This is a genomic window from Achromobacter spanius (assembly GCF_029637605.1).
Taxonomy (GTDB): Bacteria; Pseudomonadota; Gammaproteobacteria; order Burkholderiales; family Burkholderiaceae_B; genus Achromobacter; species Achromobacter spanius_E.
In genome coordinates this window covers 3,264,636-3,285,654 of the sequence record NZ_CP121261.1, presented here as the reverse complement: position 1 = coordinate 3,285,654, position 21,019 = coordinate 3,264,636, and the positions used below count along the sequence as shown (strand labels likewise).

At 65.7% G+C, this 21,019-nt stretch carries 17 protein-coding genes; 5 read left to right on the top strand and 12 right to left on the bottom strand.

The genetic code is table 11. From position 1 onward, the window contains the following. Positions 1 to 28: 28 nt before the first annotated feature. Genes P8T11_RS14655 through P8T11_RS14645 form a run of 3 tightly spaced genes read right to left on the bottom strand, consistent with a single transcriptional unit; the run spans position 29 to position 2,897 of the window. Positions 29 to 1,030 (bottom strand): Bug family tripartite tricarboxylate transporter substrate binding protein, encoded by a 1,002-nt coding sequence (locus P8T11_RS14655; protein WP_268081262.1) that lies wholly within the window; start codon positions 1,028 to 1,030, stop codon positions 29 to 31. Between the two features lie 22 nt (positions 1,031 to 1,052). Then, on the bottom strand, positions 1,053 to 1,922 hold the full coding sequence (locus tag P8T11_RS14650; RefSeq protein ID WP_268081263.1) for an amidohydrolase family protein: 870 nt from the start codon (positions 1,920 to 1,922) through the stop codon (positions 1,053 to 1,055). A 6-nt stretch (positions 1,923 to 1,928) separates the two neighbouring features. Continuing rightward, entirely contained in the window at positions 1,929 to 2,897 is a 969-nt protein-coding gene (locus P8T11_RS14645) for a Bug family tripartite tricarboxylate transporter substrate binding protein (RefSeq protein ID WP_268081264.1), read from the bottom strand. Positions 2,898 to 3,078: 181 nt separating this feature from the next. Between P8T11_RS14645 and P8T11_RS14640 the strand changes: the two genes are divergently transcribed. After that, positions 3,079 to 3,825 (top strand): IclR family transcriptional regulator, encoded by a 747-nt coding sequence (locus P8T11_RS14640; RefSeq protein ID WP_268082354.1) that lies wholly within the window; start codon positions 3,079 to 3,081, stop codon positions 3,823 to 3,825. A gap of 13 nt (positions 3,826 to 3,838) precedes the next feature. On the opposite strand, the gene P8T11_RS14635 is transcribed toward P8T11_RS14640, so the two are convergent. Genes P8T11_RS14635 through P8T11_RS14615 form a run of 5 tightly spaced genes read right to left on the bottom strand, consistent with a single transcriptional unit; the run spans position 3,839 to position 10,933 of the window. After that, entirely contained in the window at positions 3,839 to 6,175 is a 2,337-nt protein-coding gene (locus tag P8T11_RS14635; protein WP_268081265.1) for a molybdopterin guanine dinucleotide-containing S/N-oxide reductase, read from the bottom strand. A 6-nt stretch (positions 6,176 to 6,181) separates the two neighbouring features. Then, positions 6,182 to 7,045: a sulfurtransferase gene (locus tag P8T11_RS14630; RefSeq protein ID WP_268081266.1), complete on the bottom strand. Its 864-nt coding sequence runs from the start codon at positions 7,043 to 7,045 to the stop codon at positions 6,182 to 6,184. A 15-nt stretch (positions 7,046 to 7,060) separates the two neighbouring features. Then, positions 7,061 to 8,065 (bottom strand): Bug family tripartite tricarboxylate transporter substrate binding protein, encoded by a 1,005-nt coding sequence (locus P8T11_RS14625; protein ID WP_268081267.1) that lies wholly within the window; start codon positions 8,063 to 8,065, stop codon positions 7,061 to 7,063. A 39-nt stretch (positions 8,066 to 8,104) separates the two neighbouring features. Continuing rightward, a complete protein-coding gene (gene purB, locus P8T11_RS14620; RefSeq protein WP_268081268.1) occupies positions 8,105 to 9,469 on the bottom strand; it encodes an adenylosuccinate lyase in 1,365 nt (454 codons plus the stop codon). 18 nt (positions 9,470 to 9,487) lie between these two features. Further along, a complete protein-coding gene (locus P8T11_RS14615) occupies positions 9,488 to 10,933 on the bottom strand; it encodes an FAD-binding oxidoreductase (protein ID WP_268081269.1) in 1,446 nt (481 codons plus the stop codon). 152 nt (positions 10,934 to 11,085) lie between these two features. Between P8T11_RS14615 and P8T11_RS14610 the strand changes: the two genes are divergently transcribed. Continuing rightward, positions 11,086 to 11,814: an IclR family transcriptional regulator gene (locus tag P8T11_RS14610; protein WP_268081270.1), complete on the top strand. Its 729-nt coding sequence runs from the start codon at positions 11,086 to 11,088 to the stop codon at positions 11,812 to 11,814. 26 nt (positions 11,815 to 11,840) lie between these two features. On the opposite strand, the gene P8T11_RS14605 is transcribed toward P8T11_RS14610, so the two are convergent. Both P8T11_RS14605 and P8T11_RS14600 read right to left on the bottom strand, forming a co-directional pair. Next, entirely contained in the window at positions 11,841 to 13,229 is a 1,389-nt protein-coding gene (locus P8T11_RS14605) for an MmgE/PrpD family protein (RefSeq protein ID WP_268081271.1), read from the bottom strand. A 62-nt stretch (positions 13,230 to 13,291) separates the two neighbouring features. Beyond that, positions 13,292 to 14,239, bottom strand: a complete 948-nt coding sequence (locus P8T11_RS14600; RefSeq protein ID WP_418910303.1) for a LysR family transcriptional regulator — start codon at positions 14,237 to 14,239, stop codon at positions 13,292 to 13,294. Between the two features lie 108 nt (positions 14,240 to 14,347). Here P8T11_RS14600 and P8T11_RS14595 point away from each other — a divergent pair, with 108 nt between their 5' ends. The 3 genes from P8T11_RS14595 to P8T11_RS14585 all read left to right on the top strand — a co-directional run bounded on the left by P8T11_RS14595 (position 14,348) and on the right by P8T11_RS14585 (position 18,607). Continuing rightward, the gene (locus P8T11_RS14595) at positions 14,348 to 15,484 is read left to right on the top strand and encodes an iron-containing alcohol dehydrogenase (protein ID WP_268081272.1); all 1,137 of its coding nucleotides are present in this window, start codon (positions 14,348 to 14,350) and stop codon (positions 15,482 to 15,484) included. Between the two features lie 131 nt (positions 15,485 to 15,615). Further along, positions 15,616 to 16,956 carry an MFS transporter gene (locus P8T11_RS14590; RefSeq protein ID WP_268081273.1) on the top strand — a complete coding sequence of 447 codons (1,341 nt, stop codon included), beginning with the start codon at positions 15,616 to 15,618 and terminating at the stop codon, positions 16,954 to 16,956. Positions 16,957 to 17,008: 52 nt separating this feature from the next. Further along, positions 17,009 to 18,607: an aldehyde dehydrogenase (NADP(+)) gene (locus tag P8T11_RS14585; RefSeq protein WP_268081274.1), complete on the top strand. Its 1,599-nt coding sequence runs from the start codon at positions 17,009 to 17,011 to the stop codon at positions 18,605 to 18,607. On the opposite strand, the gene P8T11_RS14580 is transcribed toward P8T11_RS14585, so the two are convergent. Together P8T11_RS14580 and P8T11_RS14575 are read right to left on the bottom strand one after the other, a co-directional pair. Continuing rightward, a complete protein-coding gene (locus P8T11_RS14580; RefSeq protein WP_268081275.1) occupies positions 18,608 to 19,105 on the bottom strand; it encodes a GAF domain-containing protein in 498 nt (165 codons plus the stop codon). It abuts the gene before it with no gap. Beyond that, positions 19,102 to 20,988: a CocE/NonD family hydrolase gene (locus P8T11_RS14575; RefSeq protein ID WP_268081276.1), complete on the bottom strand. Its 1,887-nt coding sequence runs from the start codon at positions 20,986 to 20,988 to the stop codon at positions 19,102 to 19,104. Before P8T11_RS14575 ends, P8T11_RS14580 begins: the two co-directional genes overlap by 4 nt. Between the last annotated feature and the right edge of the window lie 31 nt (positions 20,989 to 21,019).

Here is a 21,019-nt window from a genome sequence, read left to right as displayed (position 1 = left end):
CCTGTGTAAAAAATGGGGGATGAGAATGTCAGGTGGGTTGGATGCCGGATTCGCGGATGACCTTGCCCCACTTCTGGAAGTCGGCCTTGCGGGTTTGGTCCAGCGCCTGCGGCGATCCACCGACCAGCGTGATGCCCAGCTTCTGCGCCAATTCCGTCAAGGACGGGCTTTGCAATGCTTTGCCGATGCTGGTGTTAAGCCGCTGGATAACAGGCGCCGGCGTGCCGGCCGGCGCGAAGACGGCCTGCCATTGCTCGGCCACGAAATCGGGAATACCGGCCTCTTGCATGGTCGGAACATCGGGCAGCACGGGCAGGCGCTGCGCGGAGGTGGCCGCCAGGGCGCGCAGCGCGCCCGACTGCACATGCGGCAGCGCGGCGGCTGCCGGCAGAAAAGCAAACTGGACCTGGCCGGCAAGCGTGTCTTGCAACGCGGGCGTGTCGCCCTTGTAGGGCACGTGCAGAAAGCGCGCGCCGGTTTTTTGTTGCAGCAATTCGCCCTGCATGTGCAGGATGGTGCCGGTGCCGCCCGAGGCATAGGCCAGGCCTTGCGGCGCGGCCTTCGCGGCGGCGAGCAGATCGGCCACGGTGCGGTAGGGCTGGGCGGCCCCCACGACCAGCAGGTGGGCGATGGTGCCGATCATGATGACGGGCGCGAAGTCGGCGACGGGGTCATAGGTCAGCTTGCCCATCACATGGGGGGCGATGGCCTGCGGCCCGATCGAGGTGCCCAGCAACGTAAGGCCATCGGGCGCGGCGCGCGCGACGCGGGCCGCACCGATGGTGCCGGTGGCGCCGGGGCGGTTGTCGACGATGACGCGCGTGGCAAGCAGCGCGTCCAGTTGTTGGGCCACCGCGCGTCCCAGCACGTCGGTGCTGCCGCCGGCCGGGTAGGGCACGACCCAGGTAATGGTCTGGCCGGCAGGCCAGTCTTGCGCGGCGCGCACGCCGAACGCGGCGCTGGCGGCCACGGTGGCGCCCAGTGCCAGGAAGCGGCGGCGCGCAAACGACGGGGTATCGGTCAATGTCATGCTTGTCTCCTGAGTATTTTTTTCATGCCGGAAAGCCGTAGAGGGCCGCCGGGTTTTGCACAAGAACGCGGTGCAGCGTGGCGTCCGTTCGGGTCCATTCGGCAAGCTGCTCAATCTGGTGCGCGTCGTCTGGCATGGGTTGCATGCCGGCCGATGCCGAGGCGTGGGGCCAGTCGCTGCCCCAGATCACGCGATCGGGGTTGGCGTCGATGAAGGAGCGAGCCAGCCCGTCAAGCGCGGGGTCTTGCACCGAGCGTTGCTCACTGACGAGATAGCCGCCCGACAGCTTCACCCAGGCGCGGCCCGTGCCCAGCCATTGCAGGACCAGAGCGTGAGCCGGGTGTGCGCCAGCCTGCTTCGGCGCAATGCGCGCCATGTGGTCAAAGACCAGCGGGGTGGGCAGGCGCGCCAACACGTCGCTGATCTGCACCAGTTGGTCAGGCGGCATCAGTAGCTGGACATGCCAGCCCAGCGGCGCCACGCGCGCGGCCAGCGGTTCAAGCTGCGCAACGGCATTCACCACGCCCAGCGACAGGTTGAACCGAATGCCGCGCACGCCCGCCGCATGCAGCGCTTGCAATTGCGCGTCGGTCTCCAAGCCGTCGATGACGGCCACGCCGCGCGCTTGCCCGCCTAGTTCGGCTAGGGCGGACAACATGCTTCGGTTGTCCGCGCCATAGGTCGACGGCGTCACCAACACGGCGCGCTGCGTGCCCAGCCTGCCCTGGATGGCGCGGTACTGCTGCATCGTCGCGTCGGGCGACAACAGCCGCGCGCCCGGCACGGCGGGGTAGCGCGCATCGTAGGCGTGGATGTGGCAATCGCAGGCGCCGTCGGGAACGGCCACGGCTGCGGGAGCCAGCCCGGCAGAGTAGGGGTAGGGCACGGACATGCGGGCTTACTCGACGCGGGCGCCGGAATCCTTCACGATCTTGCCCCAGCGGATGCGGTCGTCGTGAATCAGCTTGGCGAATTCTTCAGGCGTGCTTGTCAGCACGCGCGCGCCCTGTTCCTGATACTTCTGGCTCAGGTCCGGGGTTTGCAGCGCCTTGTTGAATTCCGCGTTCAGGCGCTGCACGATCTCCGGGGGCACGCCGGCCGGCGCGGCCAAGCCGAACCAGGTCACGGCTTCAAAGCCCGGATAGCCGCGTTCGGCGATGGTGGGCACGTCAGGCAGATCGGACGCGCGTTGCGCGGCGGTCACCGCCAGGGCGCGCATCTTGCCGTTGCGGATGTGACCAATCAGCGTGGGAACCGACGACAGGTACATGTCGATCTGCCCGCCGATCAAGTCATTGGACGCTTGGGCTGCGCCCTTGTACGGGATGTGGGTGAGCTTGATGTCCGCCGCATTCTGCAACTGCACGGCGGCCAGGTGCGCCACGGTGCCGTTGCCCGAGCTGGCGTAGGTCAGCAGTTCCGGCTTGGCCCGGGCCGCCGCGATCATGTCGTCGAACGATTTCAGCGGGGAATTGGCCGGCACCACCAACACCAGCGGCGCGTCGGCGACGAGGCCGATGGCGGTCAGGTCTTTCTCGGGGTCGTAGGGCAGCTTGGCGTACAGGGTGGGGTTGATGGCCAGGTTGCTGGTCTGGCCCAGCACCAGTGAATAGCCGTCGGCCGCCGACTTGGCCACGGCATCCACGCCGATGTTTCCGCCTGAGCCCGGACGGTTCTCGGTGACGATGTTCCAGCCGGTACTTTTTGCCACCTTCAGCGCCGCCTCGCGGGCCAGCACGTCCGTGCCGCCGCCGGGCGGGAACGGGACGATCAGGCGGATGGGTTTGTCGGGGTAGCCCTGGGCAGCACTCAGCCCCGTCACGCAAACAAGCGCCAAGCCAGACAGCACGCGCGCAATGACTTTCATGGTTTGTCTCCAGTCGTTGTTTTGATCCGCGCATTGTGCGATCGTGTTCCGCCTAATACAATCCAGGTTCGTACAGCGAAACATGTTGCATACCATGGTCGATACCAAAGACAGCAAAAGCGGTGGTAAGAAGGTCGGCAAAGTGGATAAAACCAAGCGGAAAGTCACCACGGATGACGCCATGGAAGACGCGCGCTTGACTGAAGACGTTGCCCCCGAAGACGATGCGCCCGAAGAAGGCGTGGTCGCGGTCAGGCGGGCAATGCGCATCCTGGAAGCCTTCGGTATCGACGATGCGCACTTGACGCTGGCGGAACTGAGCCGCCGCACGGGCTGCCACCGGTCCACGGTGTTGCGCCTGGCGCGCACCTTGGCCATGGACGACTACCTGGCGCAGCGCGCGGACGGCACGTGGCGCCTGGCGCGGGCGGCCGGTTGGCTGGGCGCCTGCTATCAGGCCACCTTCAACGTGCAGGAATTGGTGCAGCCCGTACTGCGAGAGCTGTCGGGCGCAACCGGGGAAAGCGCAACGTTCTACGTGCGCGAGGGCAATCAGCGAATTTGCATGGCGCGCGTGGAAGGGCCGAAGTCCATCCGCCATCACGTGCGCGTGGGCGCGGCGTTGCCCTTGAACCTGGGCAGCCCGGGCCGCGTGCTGTTGGCGTTCTCAGGCGAAGCAGGCGAAGAGTACGAGGCCGTGCGGCGCGCCGGCTACATGATTTCGCTGGGCGAGCGCGACGCGGAAGTGTCCAGTATTTCCGCGCCGGTCTATGGCATCAATTGGACCTTGCTGGGCGCCATCTGCATCTCGGGCCCGATCTCGCGCTTGAACGAAGCGGTGCTGCTTGGCCATAAAGAGGCCATTCTTTCCACGGCCAGCCGCCTGTCGCGCTCGATGATGGGCGCGCGGCAGGGTGGGGCGGCGTAGCCAGACGATCCCGCTACCCATCCATCTCCACCGCTCGCGGCGGATCAAACGCCCGCATGGGCGGCAACACGCCGTCATAGCGCTCAACCTGCACGGCCGTCAGTTGCCCGCTGCACCCTTGCGCCAGCGACGATGTGCCGACGTCGCGCGTCAAAATGTTCGGGTTGCCGTGGCCGCACAGCACCACGTTGCCGCTGGCATCTGTCACCGGGTCGTACCAGGCGCCGGTGGGCAGTTGCGCCACGCCGGGCATGATGGCCGTGCTGAGGGTGGCGCTGGCCAGGCAGGCGCCACGCGCATTGAACAGCCGCACGATGTCGCCTTCCGCAATGCCGCGCGCGGCGGCGTCCTGGGGGTGCAGCGTGCACACTTCACGGTCTTGCCGCTTTTGCGACACGCTGTGCGCGCCAAAGTCCAGTTGGCTATGCAGCCGGGTAGCAGGTTGATTGGCCACCAGAAACAAAGGGTAGTCAGGCGTGGGCGCGTCTTCGGGCGGCAACCACGCCGGGTGGCCGGGGCAGTCCGCATAGCCAAAGCCCGCGATCACCTGGGAACTGATCTGCACCTTGCCGCTAGGCGTGGGCAAGGGTTTGCCGGTCGGGTCATCGCGGAAGGCGCGCAAGATGCCGCCGTCGTCGTCTTGTTGGGGTAGCGGCAATTCGCCCCGCTCCCAGAACTGCTCGAAGCTGGGCGCTTCCAGGCCTTGGTCTTGCAAGGCCGACCGCGTCCGCTCGTACAAATGACGCAGCCATTCGCCGCTGGTGCGTCCTTCGGTAAAGGCATCACGCGTGCCCAGCCGGTCGGAGAGGTCCGCGAAAATGTCGTAGTCATCGCGCGCCTGCGCATTGGGCGCGGCGATGCGGTGCATGGCCACCAGCAGCGGGTCGGTTGCCGAACCGCCGATGTCTTCGCGTTCCAGTGTCATCGTGCAGGGCAGCACGATGTCGGCATGGCGCGCGGTGGCGGTCCAGCCAATTTCATGGACGATGAAGGTGTCCAGCGTGGCGAACGCGCGGGTCAGGCGCTTGAGGTCCTGATGATGATGGAAAGGGTTGCCGCCCGCCCAATACGCCAGGCGGATATGGGGATACCGCATGCGCTTGCCGTTGTAGTCAAAGGGCTGGCCGGGATGCAGCAGCATGTCGGCAATACGCGCGACAGGAATGAAGTCCTTCACGCCATTCATGCCTTGCGGCAATGACGCCACCGGCACGGCGTTGCTGCGCTTGCCGTAGTGCGCCAGCGTGCCCAGCGCATAGGCGTAACCCCCGCCGGGCAAACCCAGTTGGCCCAAGGCGGCCGCCAGCACGGCGGCCATCCAGACCGGCTGCTCGCCGTGTTCGGCGCGCTGCAAGGAATGTGAAACGGTCACCAGCACGCGCTTGCCGGGCAACAGGTGCGCCAGTTCAGTGATCTTTGCCGCCGGCAGGCCGCAAAGGGGGGCGGCCCAGTTCGCGTCCTTGGCTTGCCCGTCCTGCCGGCCCATCAGATAGTCTTCAAAGCCTTCCCAGCCGTCGCAGAACTCGGCCAGAAAGGCTTGGTCATGCCAGCCGTTGGCGACAACGTGGTGCACCAGGGCCAGCATCAGCGCCACATCGGTGCCCGGCACGGCCTGCACCCATTGCGCATTGGCGTCTTCGGGGAAGTCGCTGGACAAGGGGCTGATGTTGATAAAACGGCAACCGCGCGCGGCAGCCTGGCGCATGGACTCGCGTTCGATGTGGCGGCTGATGCCGCCGCTGGCCACGCGCGAATTCTTCAACGCCATGCCGCCGAACGCCAGCACTACGTCGGTGTGCGGCACGATCTGTTCCCACGTGACGTTGCGGCGCGCCACGTCGTCCATGCTGCCCAGGATATGCGGCAGGATCACGCCCGACGCGCCCGCGCTGTAGCTGTTGACCGAACGCACGTAGCCGCCCAGCGCCGTATTCAGGAAGCGGTGCACCTGGCTTTGGGCATGATGAAAGCGGCCCGCGCTGGACCAGCCGTAAGACCCGCCGAACACGCCCTCCGCCCCATGCAGATCCTTGACGCGCTGTAGTTCAGCGGCCAGCAGGTCCAGCGCATGGTCCCAAGTCACTTGCACGTAGTCGTCGCGGCCCCGGCTGGCGTCCGGCCCCGGCCCGCGTTCCAGCCAGCCGCGCCGCACCATGGGCGCGGTGACGCGCACGGGGTGGTCCAGCGCGTTGGTGAAGTTCTGGATAAGCGGGTTGGGGTCGGGGTCACCGGGATACGGCAACACCTTCAGCGCGCCGTCTTTCCAGGCGGCGGAAAACACGCCCCAGTGGGCGCTGTGGGGCTTGCTGTCGGTGTCCGGACGGGCCGGCGGGAGGACGGGGGCGTTCATGAGGGTTTACGCATCAGGGCCGGTGGCGACAGGCGCGTCGGCTTGCGCGCTCCATTCGCTCCACGAGCCGGGGTACAGGGCCGCGCCCGTCAGTCCGGCGACTTCCATGGCAAGCAGGTTGTGGCAGGCGGTCACGCCGGAGCCGCACTGGTTGATGACGTCGGCCGGTGCGCGGCCATTCATGTGCGCGGTGAACTCCTGACGCAGTTGTTCGGGCGCCAGAAAGCGGCCGTCGGGAGCAAGGTTGTCGCGGAAGAAGCGATTGCGGGCGCCGGGTATGTGGCCGCCCACCGCGTCCAGCGTTTCGTTTTCACCGCGATAGCGGTCCGGCGCGCGCGCATCCAGCACGACGTGCCTGCCCGCGCCCAGCGCCTGGCGCAATTGCGCGTAGTCGATCGTGGGCTGAAGGCTGTCGCCAACCGGCAGTTGGCCGGCGGCCCGCTTGGGCGGCGCCTCCGTGGTGAGCCGATAGCCCGCGGCCGTCCATGCGGCGACGCCGCCGTCCAGCACCGCCACGGCGTCGTGGCCAAGCCAGCGCAGCAGCCACCACAGGCGCGCGGCGAACATGCCACCGGCGTTGTCGTAGGCGACCACCTGCGTCTGGCTGCCGATGCCCAGCGCGGCCATCGCGCGGGCGAACCCGGCGCGATCCGGCAAGGGGTGGCGCCCGTTCTTGCCTGTCTTCACGCCGCTGAGCGTGTCGTCCAGATGCACGTAGGCCGCGCCGGGGATATGGCCGGCTTCGTACTGGCGGCGCCCCGCTTGCGGGTCCGTCAGGTCAAAGCCGCAGTCCAGGACCACGATGTCGTCCCGCCCGGCCTGGCCCAAGGCGCGGTGCAGCTCGTCCACGCCAATCAAGGTGTTGCGCATGTAGATCTCCTGATGCTATTGCCCGATCTGCTTGAGCAGGGCGGGGGTGGCGGCTTTGCGGTAGTTGGCGATGTCTTCCACGATGTACTGCTTGAACTGGTCCATCGGCAAGTCGTGTTCCATGGCGGAGTCCTTGCGGATGGCGTTCTGCACCGACGGCTCTTTCAAGGCGCGCGACAGGTTTTCGGACAGCACCTTGACGATTTCGGGCGGTGTGCCGGCGGGCGCCACCAGGCCGTACCACTGCGTCATCGTCATGTTGATGCCCAGTTCCTTGAACGTGGGCACGTCCGGCAGGATCGGGCTGCGCTTGTTGCCGGTCAGGGCAAGCACGCGTAACTGGCCTTGCTGCACCTGCGGTACCAGGGGCGATGCGGTGGCGAAGAACATATCGATCTGCCCGCCCATCATGTCGGTGATGGCCGGGCCGGAGCCTTTGTACGGCACGTGCAGCAGCTTCAGGTGCCCCAGCTCTTTGATGGTTTCCATGCCGATGTGGGCAGCCCCGCCCGTGCCGGTGGAGGCGAAAGTCAGCTCCTTTTGCTGGGCGGCCTTGATCACTTCCTGGGCAGTCTTGAAGCGCGACTGCGTGGCCACGAACAGGCCGTGCGGCGCTTCCAGGATCAAGCCGATCGGTGCAAAGTCGTCGGGCACCTTGTAGGGCAGGGTCTTGGGCTTCAAGGCGGGCGACACCGCCAGGTTGCCGCTCATGGCCAGCAGGATGGTGTAGCCGTCCGGGGCCGCCTTGGCGACCAGGCCCGCGGCGATGTTGCCACCCGCGCCGGGGCGGTTTTCAACAATGACGGTCTGGCCGATCTCTTTACCCAGGGCGGTGGCGATCAGGCGTCCGTAAAGGTCGCCGCCGCCACCCGGTGGAAAGCCCACCACCAACGTGATGGGGCGGTCGGGAAACGCGGCGTGCGCCGTGCCCCCGGCCAAGCTGGCCAAACCCAGCCCCGCCACCATGATGGCGCGGCCCCCAAACTGCCGGACAAACCGGCTTGCCAAAGAATTGCCCATTTTTGTTTGTCTCCAGTGTTGTTTTTTTCAGGGTCAGGCTCAGGCGTCGAGCCATCCCGTCTGATGTTTCTGCACCACCCTGTCCACCGAGGTGGCGCACTGTCCCAGGTAACCCGCGGGATCAGTCAGGCGCAGAATCTCTGCTTCGCCCAGCAGCGCCGCCAGGTCCTTATGCTGGCGCAGCGCCTGAGCGAAATCGAGCTTGTGAGTGATGCCGTGCATGGACGCGTCGTAGATCCATTCGTGGGCGGTCTGCTTGCCCACGCGCTCGGACAGTTCCAGCATCACGTGTTCGGACAGCAGGTAGCCTCGCATGCGGTCCAGGTTCAGTGCCATGGCGTCCGCGTCCACCCGCAGGCCCGCCAGCAGGTTCTTGGCCTGGAACAGCATGGCGCCGGCAATCAGGCAGCATTCGGGCAGGGCCTTCCATTCGATCTTCCAGGCAACGCCGTCGCGTTCGCCTTCCTGCACCATGCCTTCCAGCATCAGCGCCGCGTTGGCGCGCAAGGGCCGGCACAGGCCCGCCAGGTTTTCAGCAGATGTGGGATTGCGTTTGTGCGGCATGGTGGACGACCCCAGCTTGCCCGCCGAGAACGCCTCTTCCACTTCGCCAAATTCGTTTCTTTGCATGTTGAAGAGTTCGTTGCCGATCTTCGACAAGGTGGCGCCCAGCATGGCCAGCACCAGCGCGTATTCGGTGAAGCGGTCGCGCGCCGGTGCCCAACTGACGGCGGGCGCGGCCAGCCCCAGCTTGGCCAGCGTGCGGCGTTCGACCTCTTCGGCCTGTTCGCCCAGCGAGGCCTGGCTGCCTACCGCGCCGGCCACCATGCCGACGAGCATGCGCGCTTCGCATTCTTTCAGGCGGTCGTGATGGCGCGACAGCTCGTCCAGCCACACCGCGCACTTGTGCCCGAAGGTGATCGGCAGCGCCTGCACGCCGTGCGTGCGCCCCGCCATGGGGGTGTCGCGATGCGTTTGTGCCAGGCGAGCCAGTTCCTGCCCCACTGCGGTCACGTCGCGCAGGATGACGCTATGCACCTCCTTAAGCTGCAAGGCCACGCCGGTATCCACCACGTCTTGCGTGGTGGCGCCGTAGTGCACCCATTCGCCATGATCCGGGCCGCAACGCGCCTGCAGTTGCTTCAGCGCGGGCACCAGTGAATGCTTGATGCGGCGAATTTCGGCCGACATCTGCGTGATGTCGATGTTGGAAATCTTGGCCTGCGCCCGAATCTCGCGGGCGGCGGCTTCTGGAATGATGCCCAGCTCGGCCTGGGCTTCGGCCAGCGCCGCTTCAAAGTCCAGCCACTTCTGGATGCGGTTCTCTTCCGAGAAAATGTCGCGCAGTTCGTCGGTGCTCCACAGATGCTGGAGCGACTGCATATCGAAAACGGAAACGGGCATGGCGCAGGGTCCTGGTGATTAGGAAAGCGTGGGGGCGGGGCGCGGCAACAGGCGTCCCGGATTGAAGGTGCCCCGCGGGTCCAGCGCTTGCTTGATGCGCTGCATGAGCTCGACGGACACGGCGGGTTTGAATTGCAGGAACGCTTGCTGCTTGAGCCGGCCAATGCCGTGCTCGGCGGAAATCGAACCGCCCAACGCGGCGGCGACTTCGTGCACGATGTCATGCACCGCATCTTCCTGGGCACGAAAGGCGGCGTCGTCCATCGCCAGCGGCTTGCTTTGGTTGTAGTGAAGATTGCCGTCGCCCACATGGCCGAAGCAGACGATGCGGATGCCGGGCATCAGCGCCTGCAAGCGGCTGTCGGCGGTGGCGATGAATTCGGGAATGCGGGACACCGCCACCGAGATGTCGTGCTTGATGGACGGGCCCTCCAGCCGCTGTGCCTCGGGCACGTGTTCGCGCAACGCCCATAGCTCATGCGCCTGGCGGTTTGAGGCCGCGATCACCGCATCGGTCACGCCGCCGTCTTCCATGGCGGCTTCCAGCACCCCGTGCACCGCGGGCTCGGGGTCCATCAATGCCGATGTCTCAGACACATCGAACAGCACCATCCAGGGCGCGGGCTCGGCCAAGGGGTCGCGCATGCCATCCAGGGGGTGCAGAAGCACTTGGGTCAAGGTCTGGCGGCCGATGATTTCAAAAGCCGTGACCCGTTCGCCCACGGCGTCGGTCAGCCGGGCCAGCAGATCCACCGCCGCTTGCGGCGTGGGCACCGCCACCCAGGCGGTCACCACCTTGCGCGGCGGCGCGTACAGCTTGAATGACGCGGCGGTGACCACGCCCAAAGTGCCTTCCGCGCCGATGAACCATTGCTTCAGGTCGTAGCCGGTGTTGTCCTTGCGCAGCGTGCCCAGTTGCGCAAGCACGCTGCCGTCGGCCAGCACCACTTCCAGGCCCAGCGTCAGGTCTCGCGTGTTGCCGTAGCGCAGCACCTGCTCGCCGCCCGCATTGGTGGATACGACGCCGCCTACCGTGGCACTGCCTTCCGAGGCCAGCGACAGGGCAAACAAGCGGCCCACGTTCGCGGCCGCCTGCTGCGCGGCAAGCACCGTGCAGCCGGCCTCCAGCGTCATGCTGTTGTCCAGCGCATCCACGCGGCGCACCGCCGTCATGCGGTCCAGGCTCAGCACCAGTTCGCGGCCCGAGGCGTCGGGCGTGGATCCGCCCACCAGCCCCGTGTTGCCGCCCTGCGGCACCACGGCCACGCCTTGCGCGGCGCACAGCGCCACCACGCGCGACACCTCCTGTGTAGTGGCCGGGCGCACCACAGCCCGCGCCGCGCCGGGAAAGTTGCGGCGCCAGTCGGCCGTGTAGCGGGCCGTGTCCGCCGCTGACGTCAGTACCTGCGCGGGGCCCACGATGGCGCCCAGCGCCGTGGCGAATGCATCACTCTGATTGGGCATAATGCTACGGTTCGCACGGCCGGGCGTAACGCTGCGGCGCGTGTGGTCTCCTGGTCGAAACGCAGGCGGCGGTCCCTGGTCCGGTAGCCGACTTTCGTTTCATTGGTTAAAATGTCTTTTATTGAATAAAACTATAGGAAGCATCCGAAACCGTGTCAAGCGAGAATTCCCCTAAGCCGCCCGCCGGCGTGCTCGAACGCGGCATCTCCGTTCTGGAATGCTTCGACGAAAACAATCTGCGCCTGTCACTGCGCGACCTGGCCGAACGCACCGGGCTGGACAAAGCCACCTTGCTGCGTCTGCTGGGCGTGTTCATCAAGGCGCGCATGATTCATCGTTTTGACAGCAGCACCTACGCGCTGGGGCCCGCGCTCTTGCACATGGGCATGCTTTATCGCGACACCTTCGACCTGGGTTCGCGCTTGCAGCCGGTGTTGCGCAGCATCATGGAACAGACGGGCGAAACGGTGGCGCTGTACGTGCGCAGTGGTGAAGACCGCATCTGCCTGTATCGCGAAAACACCTCGCGCGAAGTGCGCCACCACGTTGAAGTCGGCAAGCGCATCAGCCTGAAAGACGGCGGGTCGTCGGCGCATGTGCTGCGCGCCTTTACCGGTGGGGTCACGCCGCTGGCGGACAGCATTCATGCAAACGGCTACGCCATGACCCGGTCTGAGCGGGTCGCCGAAATGGCGTCGGTGGCCGTGCCGGTGTTCGACGCGGATGACGCCTTCATAGGCGCGCTGGTCGTGCTGGGGCTGGCATCGCGCCACGACGAAGCCGCGCAACTCAAGGCCGTGGACATCGTGCGCCACGAGCTTGCGCAGCAGGGGTTCCGGACCACGCCGCCGGCCGCCTGTACGCCCAAGGGCAAGGCGTAAGCGGGCTGCGGCGCCCGCTTGTGTCTCTACTGCTGGCGCTGGCCTGCGCTGCTGAACAATCCAGGCGCCGGCAGGCAGATCGCCCCGTCCTGGCCGGCGTCCGTAAAGCGCTCGCACCAAGCGACAATGGCCGCGGCCTGCGCATCGTCCATGGCCGGCGCAAACGCGCGCATGCGTGCTTGCAGCGCAACCCAGGTATAGGGGTCTTCCGGGTCGCCACGACGCAGCTTTCTCAGCACGCTCCATTGCTGCCCGCCCTTCAGCGTGAGCGTCACGCGGCAAGGCCGCAGGCTGGGGAACTCCTGCTGGAAGACATCGCTGGTGCGTACCGTGATGCGGCGCGCCAAGGCCAGCAGCGCGGGCGCATGCAGGTCGGGCGACTCCATGTCTTCAATGCCCAGCTTGCCCGCCAGCACCAGACGCGCCACTACGTAGCGCAAGGAAAAGCAGGTTTGCGCCGCATTGACGGGCCAGTCGACCCCGGCGATCTTCAGCGCGTGCGTGAAGATTTCAACGTCCAGCGATTCGATGTCGTCCGGCGCAGGCGCGTGGATGTCCAGCAGTTCCTGGGTGGCGTCCAGCGGCGTGAACAATTGCGCGCAGCACGGCCAGGCCTTGATGGTGGCGGTGTTCAGGCGTTCGGGCGCATCCAGGTTGCTGTCCAGCGCGTCCAAGGGGCCATCGCCTTGCAGCAGGCGATACAAGCCCCGCGAGCCCGTGGCGAAGCGCTGCGCGCCGGGCAGTCCGGCACGTGCCGCATAAGCCGCGGTCATGCCGTTGCGCACGGCGAAGGCGGGGTGCAGCGACTTGGCTTCGTGCGCGTCGTCGTCCACCAACTGCCACAGGCCCGCCGCCTGCGTGGCGCCGATGCCCAGCGCATGGTGCAGCGCTTGCGGCGCCAGCCCCAAGGCGGTGGCCGAGGCCGCCGCCGCGCCCACCGTGCCCGCCGTGGCGGTGGCGTGAAAGGACGCGGCATGGCGCGTGCCCAGCGCTTCGCCCAGCCGCAGCGACACTTCGTACCCGGCAATGATGGCGTCCGCCACCTGACGTTGCGTCATGCCGCCGCTTGCCGCCAGCGCCAAGGTGGGCGTGACCGACACCACGCCGGGGTGCAGCATCGCGGCGCGGTGCGCGTCGTCGATCTCACGCAGGTGAGCGATAGCCGCGTTGGCGAAAGCGGCGCCGTTGGCGTTCATGCCCGCGCCGCCGAAGACCGGGACGTTGCCGGCGCCGGGGTGGCAGTCGTGCGCGGTGCGGCGATAGCGGTCGGCGGCAGGCGTGCCGGCCGCTGACCAGCCAGCGGTGAACCAGTCCAGCAAGGCTTGCGCAAGGCGTTCGCGGGTGGGGAGGGGAATGGGCTGCTGGCGCAGGCGGCCTAAATGGGCGACCAGGGAGGCTTCAGGGGTGGGTGTCATGATTTATGTTTCATTGAATAAAATATAATTCGTTCAATAAAACAATAAACCATCGCCACCCCCTACGCCACCCCTGCGTTTCCTTCCCGCATCAACGCCTCCACCAGCAAACTCAACGCCGGGCTTTTCGGCGCGCCCTTCCTGAACACCAGTTCATACGGCTCGCTGCGCGACTTCAGCGCCAAGGCCAGCGTGCCCACCAAGCCGTTGCGGCAGAAGTAGTTGGCGACGTCCTCCGACACCAGCGCGACCAGATCCGTGTTGCGGCTCAACAGCGTGAGCGTAGCCAGCGCCGAGGTGGTTTCGATGAGGTGCAGCGGAAAATTCAATTCGGCTTCGTGGAACTCACGTTCAAGCAGCCGGCGCATCGGCATGTGCGCGCGATAGACCACCCAGCGGCTGTCCTGTAATTCGCGCAGGTCCACGGCGTTCGCGCCCATCGCCGTATGGCGCACGTTGGCAATCACGGCCAGCGACTCGGGCTTGATGACGATGGATTCGTACAGCTCCTGGTTACGTCCGACGGACGATCGGCAGATGGCCGCATCCAGTCGCCCGCGTTCGATCAGGCCCAGCAAGGTCTCGCTGGTGTCTTCCACAATTTCCACCGACATGCGCGGCTGCTGGCGCAACAGGTGCGTGACGGCATCGGTCAGCAGCGGCACGGCGCCCATGATGGTGCCGATGGCCAGGCGGCCGCCCGCGCCGCTGGCAATCGCATCCAGTTCAAACCGCAGCTTGTTGATGTCCGCCTGGATCAGGCGCGCGAAGCGCAGCGCACACAGGCCGGCCTCGGTGGGAATCAGCCCTCGGTTGGTGCGCGCGAACAACTCCACCTGCAAGGTCTGCTCCAGCTCGCGCAGCGCCTTGCTGGCGCCGGGCTGGGTCAGGCCGATCTTGTCGGCGGCGGCCAGCAGCGAGCCGCATTCCTCAATGGTGATGAGCAGCCGGAGCTGCTTGGCATGCAGCCGCGACATGACTGAATTCAGGCTGGGGGGAACGTTTGCCATGAATAAAAGTTATAGCTGTATAGAAAGTCGTCAGTGTACTGAAGCGCGGCCCATGCCTAGACTCGAGCCTTCTCATCTGGCCCAAGTTTTTCAAGGAAAAGAGGCAGCATGGCACTGATCAATTACGTGACCGAAATTCGCTTCGGCGCCGGCATCCTGGCGGATCTGCGCGACGTCTGTGAGCGTCTGGGTATTACCAAACCTTTGATCGTGACCGATCGGGGCGTGGAAGCGGCGGGCATCGTCGACCGCGTGAAGTCGGCGCTGGGCCACGCCAACCTGGCCGTGTTCAACGACACGCCGTCCAACCCATCGGAAGCGGCGGTGCGCGCGGGCGTGGCCAGCTTGAAGCAGGCGGATTGCAACGGCGTCATCGCCGTGGGCGGTGGCTCTTCCATCGACCTGGCCAAGGCCGTGGCGGTGTCCGCGCGCCATGAAGGCCCGCTGCGCCAGTTCGCCTTGATTGAAGGCGGGGTGCAGAACATCACGGCGGCCACGCTGCCCATCGTCGCCATTCCCACCACGGCGGGCACCGGCAGCGAAGTGGGCCGGGGCGCGATCATCATCCTGGACGATGGGCGCAAGGTGGGCATTTTGTCGCCCCACGTCATTCCCAAGGTTGCCATCTGCGACCCCGAATTGACGCTGGGCCTGCCCGCGGGCCTGACCGCCGCCACCGGCATGGACGCCATTGCCCACTGCATCGAAACCTTTTTGGCGCCGGCCTTCAACCCGCCGGCCGATGGCATTGCGCTGGACGGCCTGTGGCGCGCGTGGCGTCACATTGAAGTGGCGGTCAACGAGCCGGGCAATGTGCAAGCGCGCGCCAACATGATGAGCGCTTCCCTGCAAGGGGCGCTGGCGTTTCAGAAGGGCTTGGGCTGCGTACACAGCCTGAGCCATTCGCTGGGCGGCATCAACCCCAAGCTGCATCACGGCACGCTCAACGCCATTCTGTTGCCGGCGGTGGTGCGTTTCAACCGTGGCGCGGAAACCGTGGCGCATGAAGACAAGATCGCGCGGCTTGCGCAGGCCATGGGCTTGCCGGCAACGCTGTCAGTGGAAGAGGCCCTGGCCAACAAGAGCCGCGCGTTGAATCTGCCGACGGGCTTGGGCGAACTGGGTGTCACGGAAGACCTTTACGAACGCATCGTCAAGGGCGCCCTGGCCGACCACAGCCACCGCACCAACCCGCGCGACGCCAGCGCCGACGACTACGTGGCGATGCTGCGCGCATCGACGTAAGACGTGCGCGCCTGGCGCGCATGCGCGTTTGGCTACCCCTGCGTTGCCGTTAACCGCCATCCCGCATCCGCATGGGATGGCGACATGCATTCAAACAAACAAACAACCAAATAATCCAAATAGGTGGAGACATGAGCACCCTGTCCGTTGGTGGTTCCAACCCCAGCCTGAGCGCTGCCGACAAAGAAACCCTGGTCCCTGATGCCGAGCGTCGCCGCGCGCTCATGGGCAGCGCAGTGGGCAGCACCATCGAGTGGTACGACTATTTCCTGTACGGAACCATGTCGTCCATTATTTTCGCCAAGCAGTTTTTCCCTAGTGACAACGCGCTGGTCAGTCAGATGCTGGCGCTGGCCACCTTCGCCCTGGCTTTTCTGGTGCGTCCGCTGGGGGGCGTGATCTTCTCGCACATCGGCGACCGCATCGGCCGCAAGAAGACGCTGGCGATGACGCTGTCGATGATGGGCTTGTCCACCGTGCTGATGGGCATGTTGCCCAACTACGCGCAAATTGGCCTGGCCGCGCCTATTCTGCTGACGCTGCTGCGCCTGATGCAGGGCCTGGCGTTGGGCGGCGAATGGGGCGGCGGCGTGTTGCTGGCCGTGGAATATTCGCCACGCAAAAAGCGCGGCTTCTATGGCGCCGTGCCGCAGACTGGCGCGGTGCTGGGCCTGGCGCTGGGCAACGTCATCACGTCGCTGCTTAGCGCCAGCATGAGCGAAGAGGCATTCCAGTCCTGGGGCTGGCGCATTCCGTTCGTGGGTTCCATCGTGTTGGTGATGGTGGGCATGTGGATCCGCAACGCCGTGGGGGAAACCCCGTCGTTCAAGAAGATTCAGGCCACGCGCAGCAGCGCCCGCATTCCGCTCAAGGAAACCTTGCAGCACCACTGGCGCGAAGTGCTGATCGCCATTGGCGCGAAGGTCGTGGAGACGTCCACCTTTTTCCTGTACGCCACCTTCACCATCTCGTACATGATGGATCACGGCTTTGCGCGTTCGACCATTCTGAACATCGTGCTGGTCTGCGCCTTGATCGCGTTTCCGTGCATGCTGTTCTTCGGTCATCTGTCTGACCGCATCGGCCGCAAGAAGGTGTTCATCGGCGGCAGCGTGGCCTTTCTGTTGTGGATCTTTCCGTACTTCTGGCTGCTGGATCAGAAGTCGGTGTGGGCGGCGGGCCTGGCCATCGCCGTGGGCTTCGGCGTCATTTGGGCCAGCTACGGCTCCATGATCGGCACCTTGTTGGCGGAAGCCTTTCCGCCCGCCATCCGCTACACCGGCATGTCGCTGGGTTATCAGATTGGCGCGGCGCTGGTGGGCGGCCCCATGCCGCTGATCGCCACGGCGCTCGTCGCCTACTACAGCGGCAGCTATGTGCCCGTGGTGCTGTTCCTGGCCGCTTGCGCGGTGGTGTCCATCATTGCGGTGGCGGTTGCGCGCGATCGCAGCGGCCAGCCGTTGGACGACTGATCCCTGAGCTTCGACATTCATCCCATCTGACTCTTATCCAAGGAATTCAATCATGCAGATCACTGGAGAAATGCTCATCGGTCACGCCGCCGTGCGCGGCACGGCCGGTACGCAATGCGCCTTCAACCCCACGTTGAATGCCGACATCGCGGAACCAAGCTTCGGCCTGGGCACGCACGCTGACGTGGAGCGCGCCGCCACGTTGGCTGCTGCCGCGTTCGACCCGTATCGCCATCTTCCGCTGGCTCGCCGCGCGGAATTCCTGGAGGCGATAGCCGATGAAATCCTGGCGTTGGGCGACGCGCTGATCCAGCGCGCCCACCAGGAAAGCGGCTTGCCCGTGGCGCGGCTGACGGGTGAACGTGGCCGCACCATCGGCCAAATGCGCCTGTTTGCCCAGGTGGTGCGCGACGGCCACTTTCTGGGCGCCATTGTTGATACTGCCCAACCCGAACGTCAGCCGCTGCCGCGCGCGGATTTGCGCCAGGCAAAAGTGCCGCTTGGGCCTGTGGCCGTGTTCGGCGCCAGCAATTTCCCCCTGGCGTTTTCCGTGGCGGGCGGCGATACGGCGTCCGCCCTGGCGGCCGGCGCCCCGGTCATTGTCAAGGCGCACAGCGCGCATCTGGGCACATCCGAACTGGTGGGGCGCGCCGTGCAAAAAGCCGCGCAACGCACGGGCATGCCTGAAGGCGTGTTCTCCTTGCTGATCGGCGCGGGCCGAACCATCGGCGAAGCGCTGGTCGCGCATCCGGCCATCAAGGCGGTGGGGTTCACGGGCTCGCGGCAAGGCGGCTTGGCGCTGGTCAACATTGCCAATCAGCGGCGCGAACCCATCCCCGTGTATGCCGAAATGAGCAGCATCAACCCCGTATTCTTGCTGCCCGCCGCGCTGGCGGCGCGCGGGCAGGCCATCGCGCAAGGCTTTGTGGATTCGCTGGCTTTGGGCGCGGGCCAGTTCTGCACCAACCCCGGCCTGGTCATCGCCATCGATGGGCCGGAGCTGGATCGCTTCATCGCCGCCGCCAGCGACGCGCTGGCCGCCAAGGCCGCGCAGGTCATGCTCACGCCCGGCATCTGCGCCGCGTACAACCGCAGCCGCGAGCAGGTCCAGGCCGTGCCGGGCGTTGAAACCGTGGCAAACGGCAGTGCCGCGCGTGATCAATCCAATGCCGCGCAGGCCGCGCTCTACGTGACCAGTGCGCGCAATCTGTTGAACAACGAGGCCTTGCAGGCCGAGATGTTCGGCCCGGCATCGGTCATCGTGCGCGCGCAAAGCTGGGAAGAGGTGCTGAACGTGGCCGAGCATCTGGAAGGCCAGTTGACGGCAACGCTGCAACTGGACGCGCCGGACCATGCTGCCGCCCGCACGCTGCTCAGCGTGCTGGAACGCAAGTGCGGCCGCATCCTGGCCAATGGCTTTCCCACGGGCGTGGAAGTCAGCCACGCCATGGTGCATGGCGGCCCGTACCCGGCCACGTCGAATGCCATGCACACGTCTGTTGGGGCAACGGCCATCGACCGGTTCTTGCGACCGGTGTGCTATCAGGATCTGCCGGATGCGCTGCGGCCAGACGCCCTGCAACAAGACAACCCCCTGGGGATCTGGCGTCTGGTGGATGGGGCGCCGGTGCCGCCTGACGGGGGCCGTTGATCAGAGGAATGCCGTGGCGGCGATGACCGCCAAGCCCGCGCAGAAGTCGGTGTGCGCGGGCGTGTAGTGATTCGCCGCGTGCAATAGATTGATCTGCCCAAGCAGGCGGCCCCGGCCATACACCGGGATGTTCAGCACGCTCTGGCAATTCAAGGCGAAGATGGCGTCGGCGTCGGGGAAGTTGATGCGGACCGCGTCCGCGTCGGGCGTCAGCAAGGGCTTGCCCGTCGCCAGCATTTTCTGCATGGCCGGCGCCGCGCTGATCAACTTGGTGCCGCTGGCCGGATAACGGTCGGGGGCGCTGCTGTACAAACGATGCGCGGTGCCAGCTGCAAGGTCATAGCGCAAGGCGGTGAACAAACGGTGGCCGACCGCTCGCTGCGCAATGCCGTCCAGTGCGCCAAGCAAGAGGCCGGGCTCCTCGGCGGATGTTGTGTGAGAGAGCGCGGCGCGCAGGATGTCGATTTCCAAGGCGGACAAGCTGAACGGCGCGATCATGGCTTTGCCTCATTGCCGGCAATGGTCTGTGAAACCGGCGCAAGCGGCAGGTCGATGCGTGAAGCATGATCGCCGCCCGTGCCGATCTTCAACAGCGGGGGGCGCCCGTGAGGAACCTGTCCGCAGTGGTCTTTGTCCGCCCCAGCAATCGATATCCGGATGCGGCTACCCGGTTTGAATTGCCAGGCGGTGGGCAAGAGTGGGACCTCGACACGTTCGAATTTGCCCGGTGTCATCGGCCGCGCATCTTGCCGGCTGAATGTGCGAAAGGGCCACGTTGTCTGGTATTGCGGCGGGCAGCGTGTCGCTTTGCGGTGCAGCAGCCGCAACAGGCCTTCGGTCACATAGCGCTCGGTGCCGTCGGCCTCGATTTCGGTCAGGTAGACAAACAAGGCGGCGTCAGGCTCGCTGCTGCTGACCCATAGGTCCGCCACGGCGTGGCCCGCCAATTCGGCTGCGGCGTCCAGCGGCGTGGACGTAAAGCTGCACATGCGGTCGCCGCGTCCTTGCCAGTCGGGGTAGTACTCGGTGCTGTTGATGGCAGCGATGCGCTCGTAGCGGGTGCCAGCGCCGGTGCCGATGGAAAAGTCCACTTGATAGGTTTGATGCGAAAGGCTGGGCGCCGGGGCGGCCTCAAGCGTCAAGGCGGGCGCCAGATATAGCGCACTGTCTTTGCCCTGGTCGTAGGGAGGCCACTGCGCGGCGCTACGCCATTGTTCCGAGTGCAGCGCGTAGTAGTGGATCGGCGCCTCGGCATCCAGGCCCGTTTGCTTGCCCAGCAGATAGTGATCGAAGAACCGCAGAATTTCGGCAAGCCAGGGAAAGTCCGCCATCTGCGTCGTGCGCCACGGCGACACATCAATGCGCGCGCCATGGTCCCAGGGCCCAAGCAAAAGGTGGCTGGGGTTTTTCGACAAGGTCAGATAGCGCGAGATAGCGCCGTTCATGTAGCCGCCGCCGTCCATCCAGCCCGATACCGACAGCACGGCCACGTCAGGCGGAATGTGTTCGGCCAGGCTGTAGGGGCTGAACGTTGCCGAACTGAACTGCGCATCGTAGGGCAGGGGGTCTTCGCGAAAACGGAACTCGGGCATGAACTCCGTCTGGCGGAAGTTGCCCAGGTGTTCCTGGATGGCGGCTTTCAACAGTTCGCCTTCCGGATCTTCGTCTACTGGCCGCGGCCCTTCAAAGTGCGGGTTTGCGTAGTAGACGAACCGGTGCAGCATCTCGCGTCGGTCATGGTCCAGGGCGACCATCAGGTCGTCGTAGCTTTGCGTCAGCGCCTTGAGTTGGATGCCGCCCGGAAAGTAGTTGTCGGTGTAGGTGTCCCATACCGAAAAAAGCGGGGCAATGGCCTTCACCGCCGGGTGACCGGTGCTGGCTAGAAAATCAGAAGCGGCCCCCAGGTAAGAGATGCCGGTGGCGCCCACGACGCCGCTGGACCACGGCTGCGTGACGATCCACTCCACCACTTCGCGGCTGTCGTCGCGTTCGCGTGGCGAGCGGAAGCTGTCGCGCGTGCCGAAACTTGCGCCCGTGCCGCGCACGTCGATGACGACCACGGCGTATCCGCGCGGCACAAAGAAATCCCGAAACTTGGCGGTATTGGGCGCGCATTCGCCGACCCCGTCCGGATGAAGCTTGAAGCGGCGGTAGTACGGCGTGAACAGCACGATGGCGGGAAACTGCGCGGGTGCCGGATCATCACCGCGTTCGGGCTTGTCTTCCGGAACATAGATATCAACTGCCAGGCGGCAGCCATCGCGCATCGTCAGGTAGCGGGAACGCGGCGCCGGGATGGCGTAAACCTCGGGCCGGGTGTCCGCGTAGGCCTGCGGCGGGACCACCCAGGCCACATCTTCGTTTTTTGGGTACGACGGCATGGACTTCCTTGAAACCTTGTCTTGGTGAGAA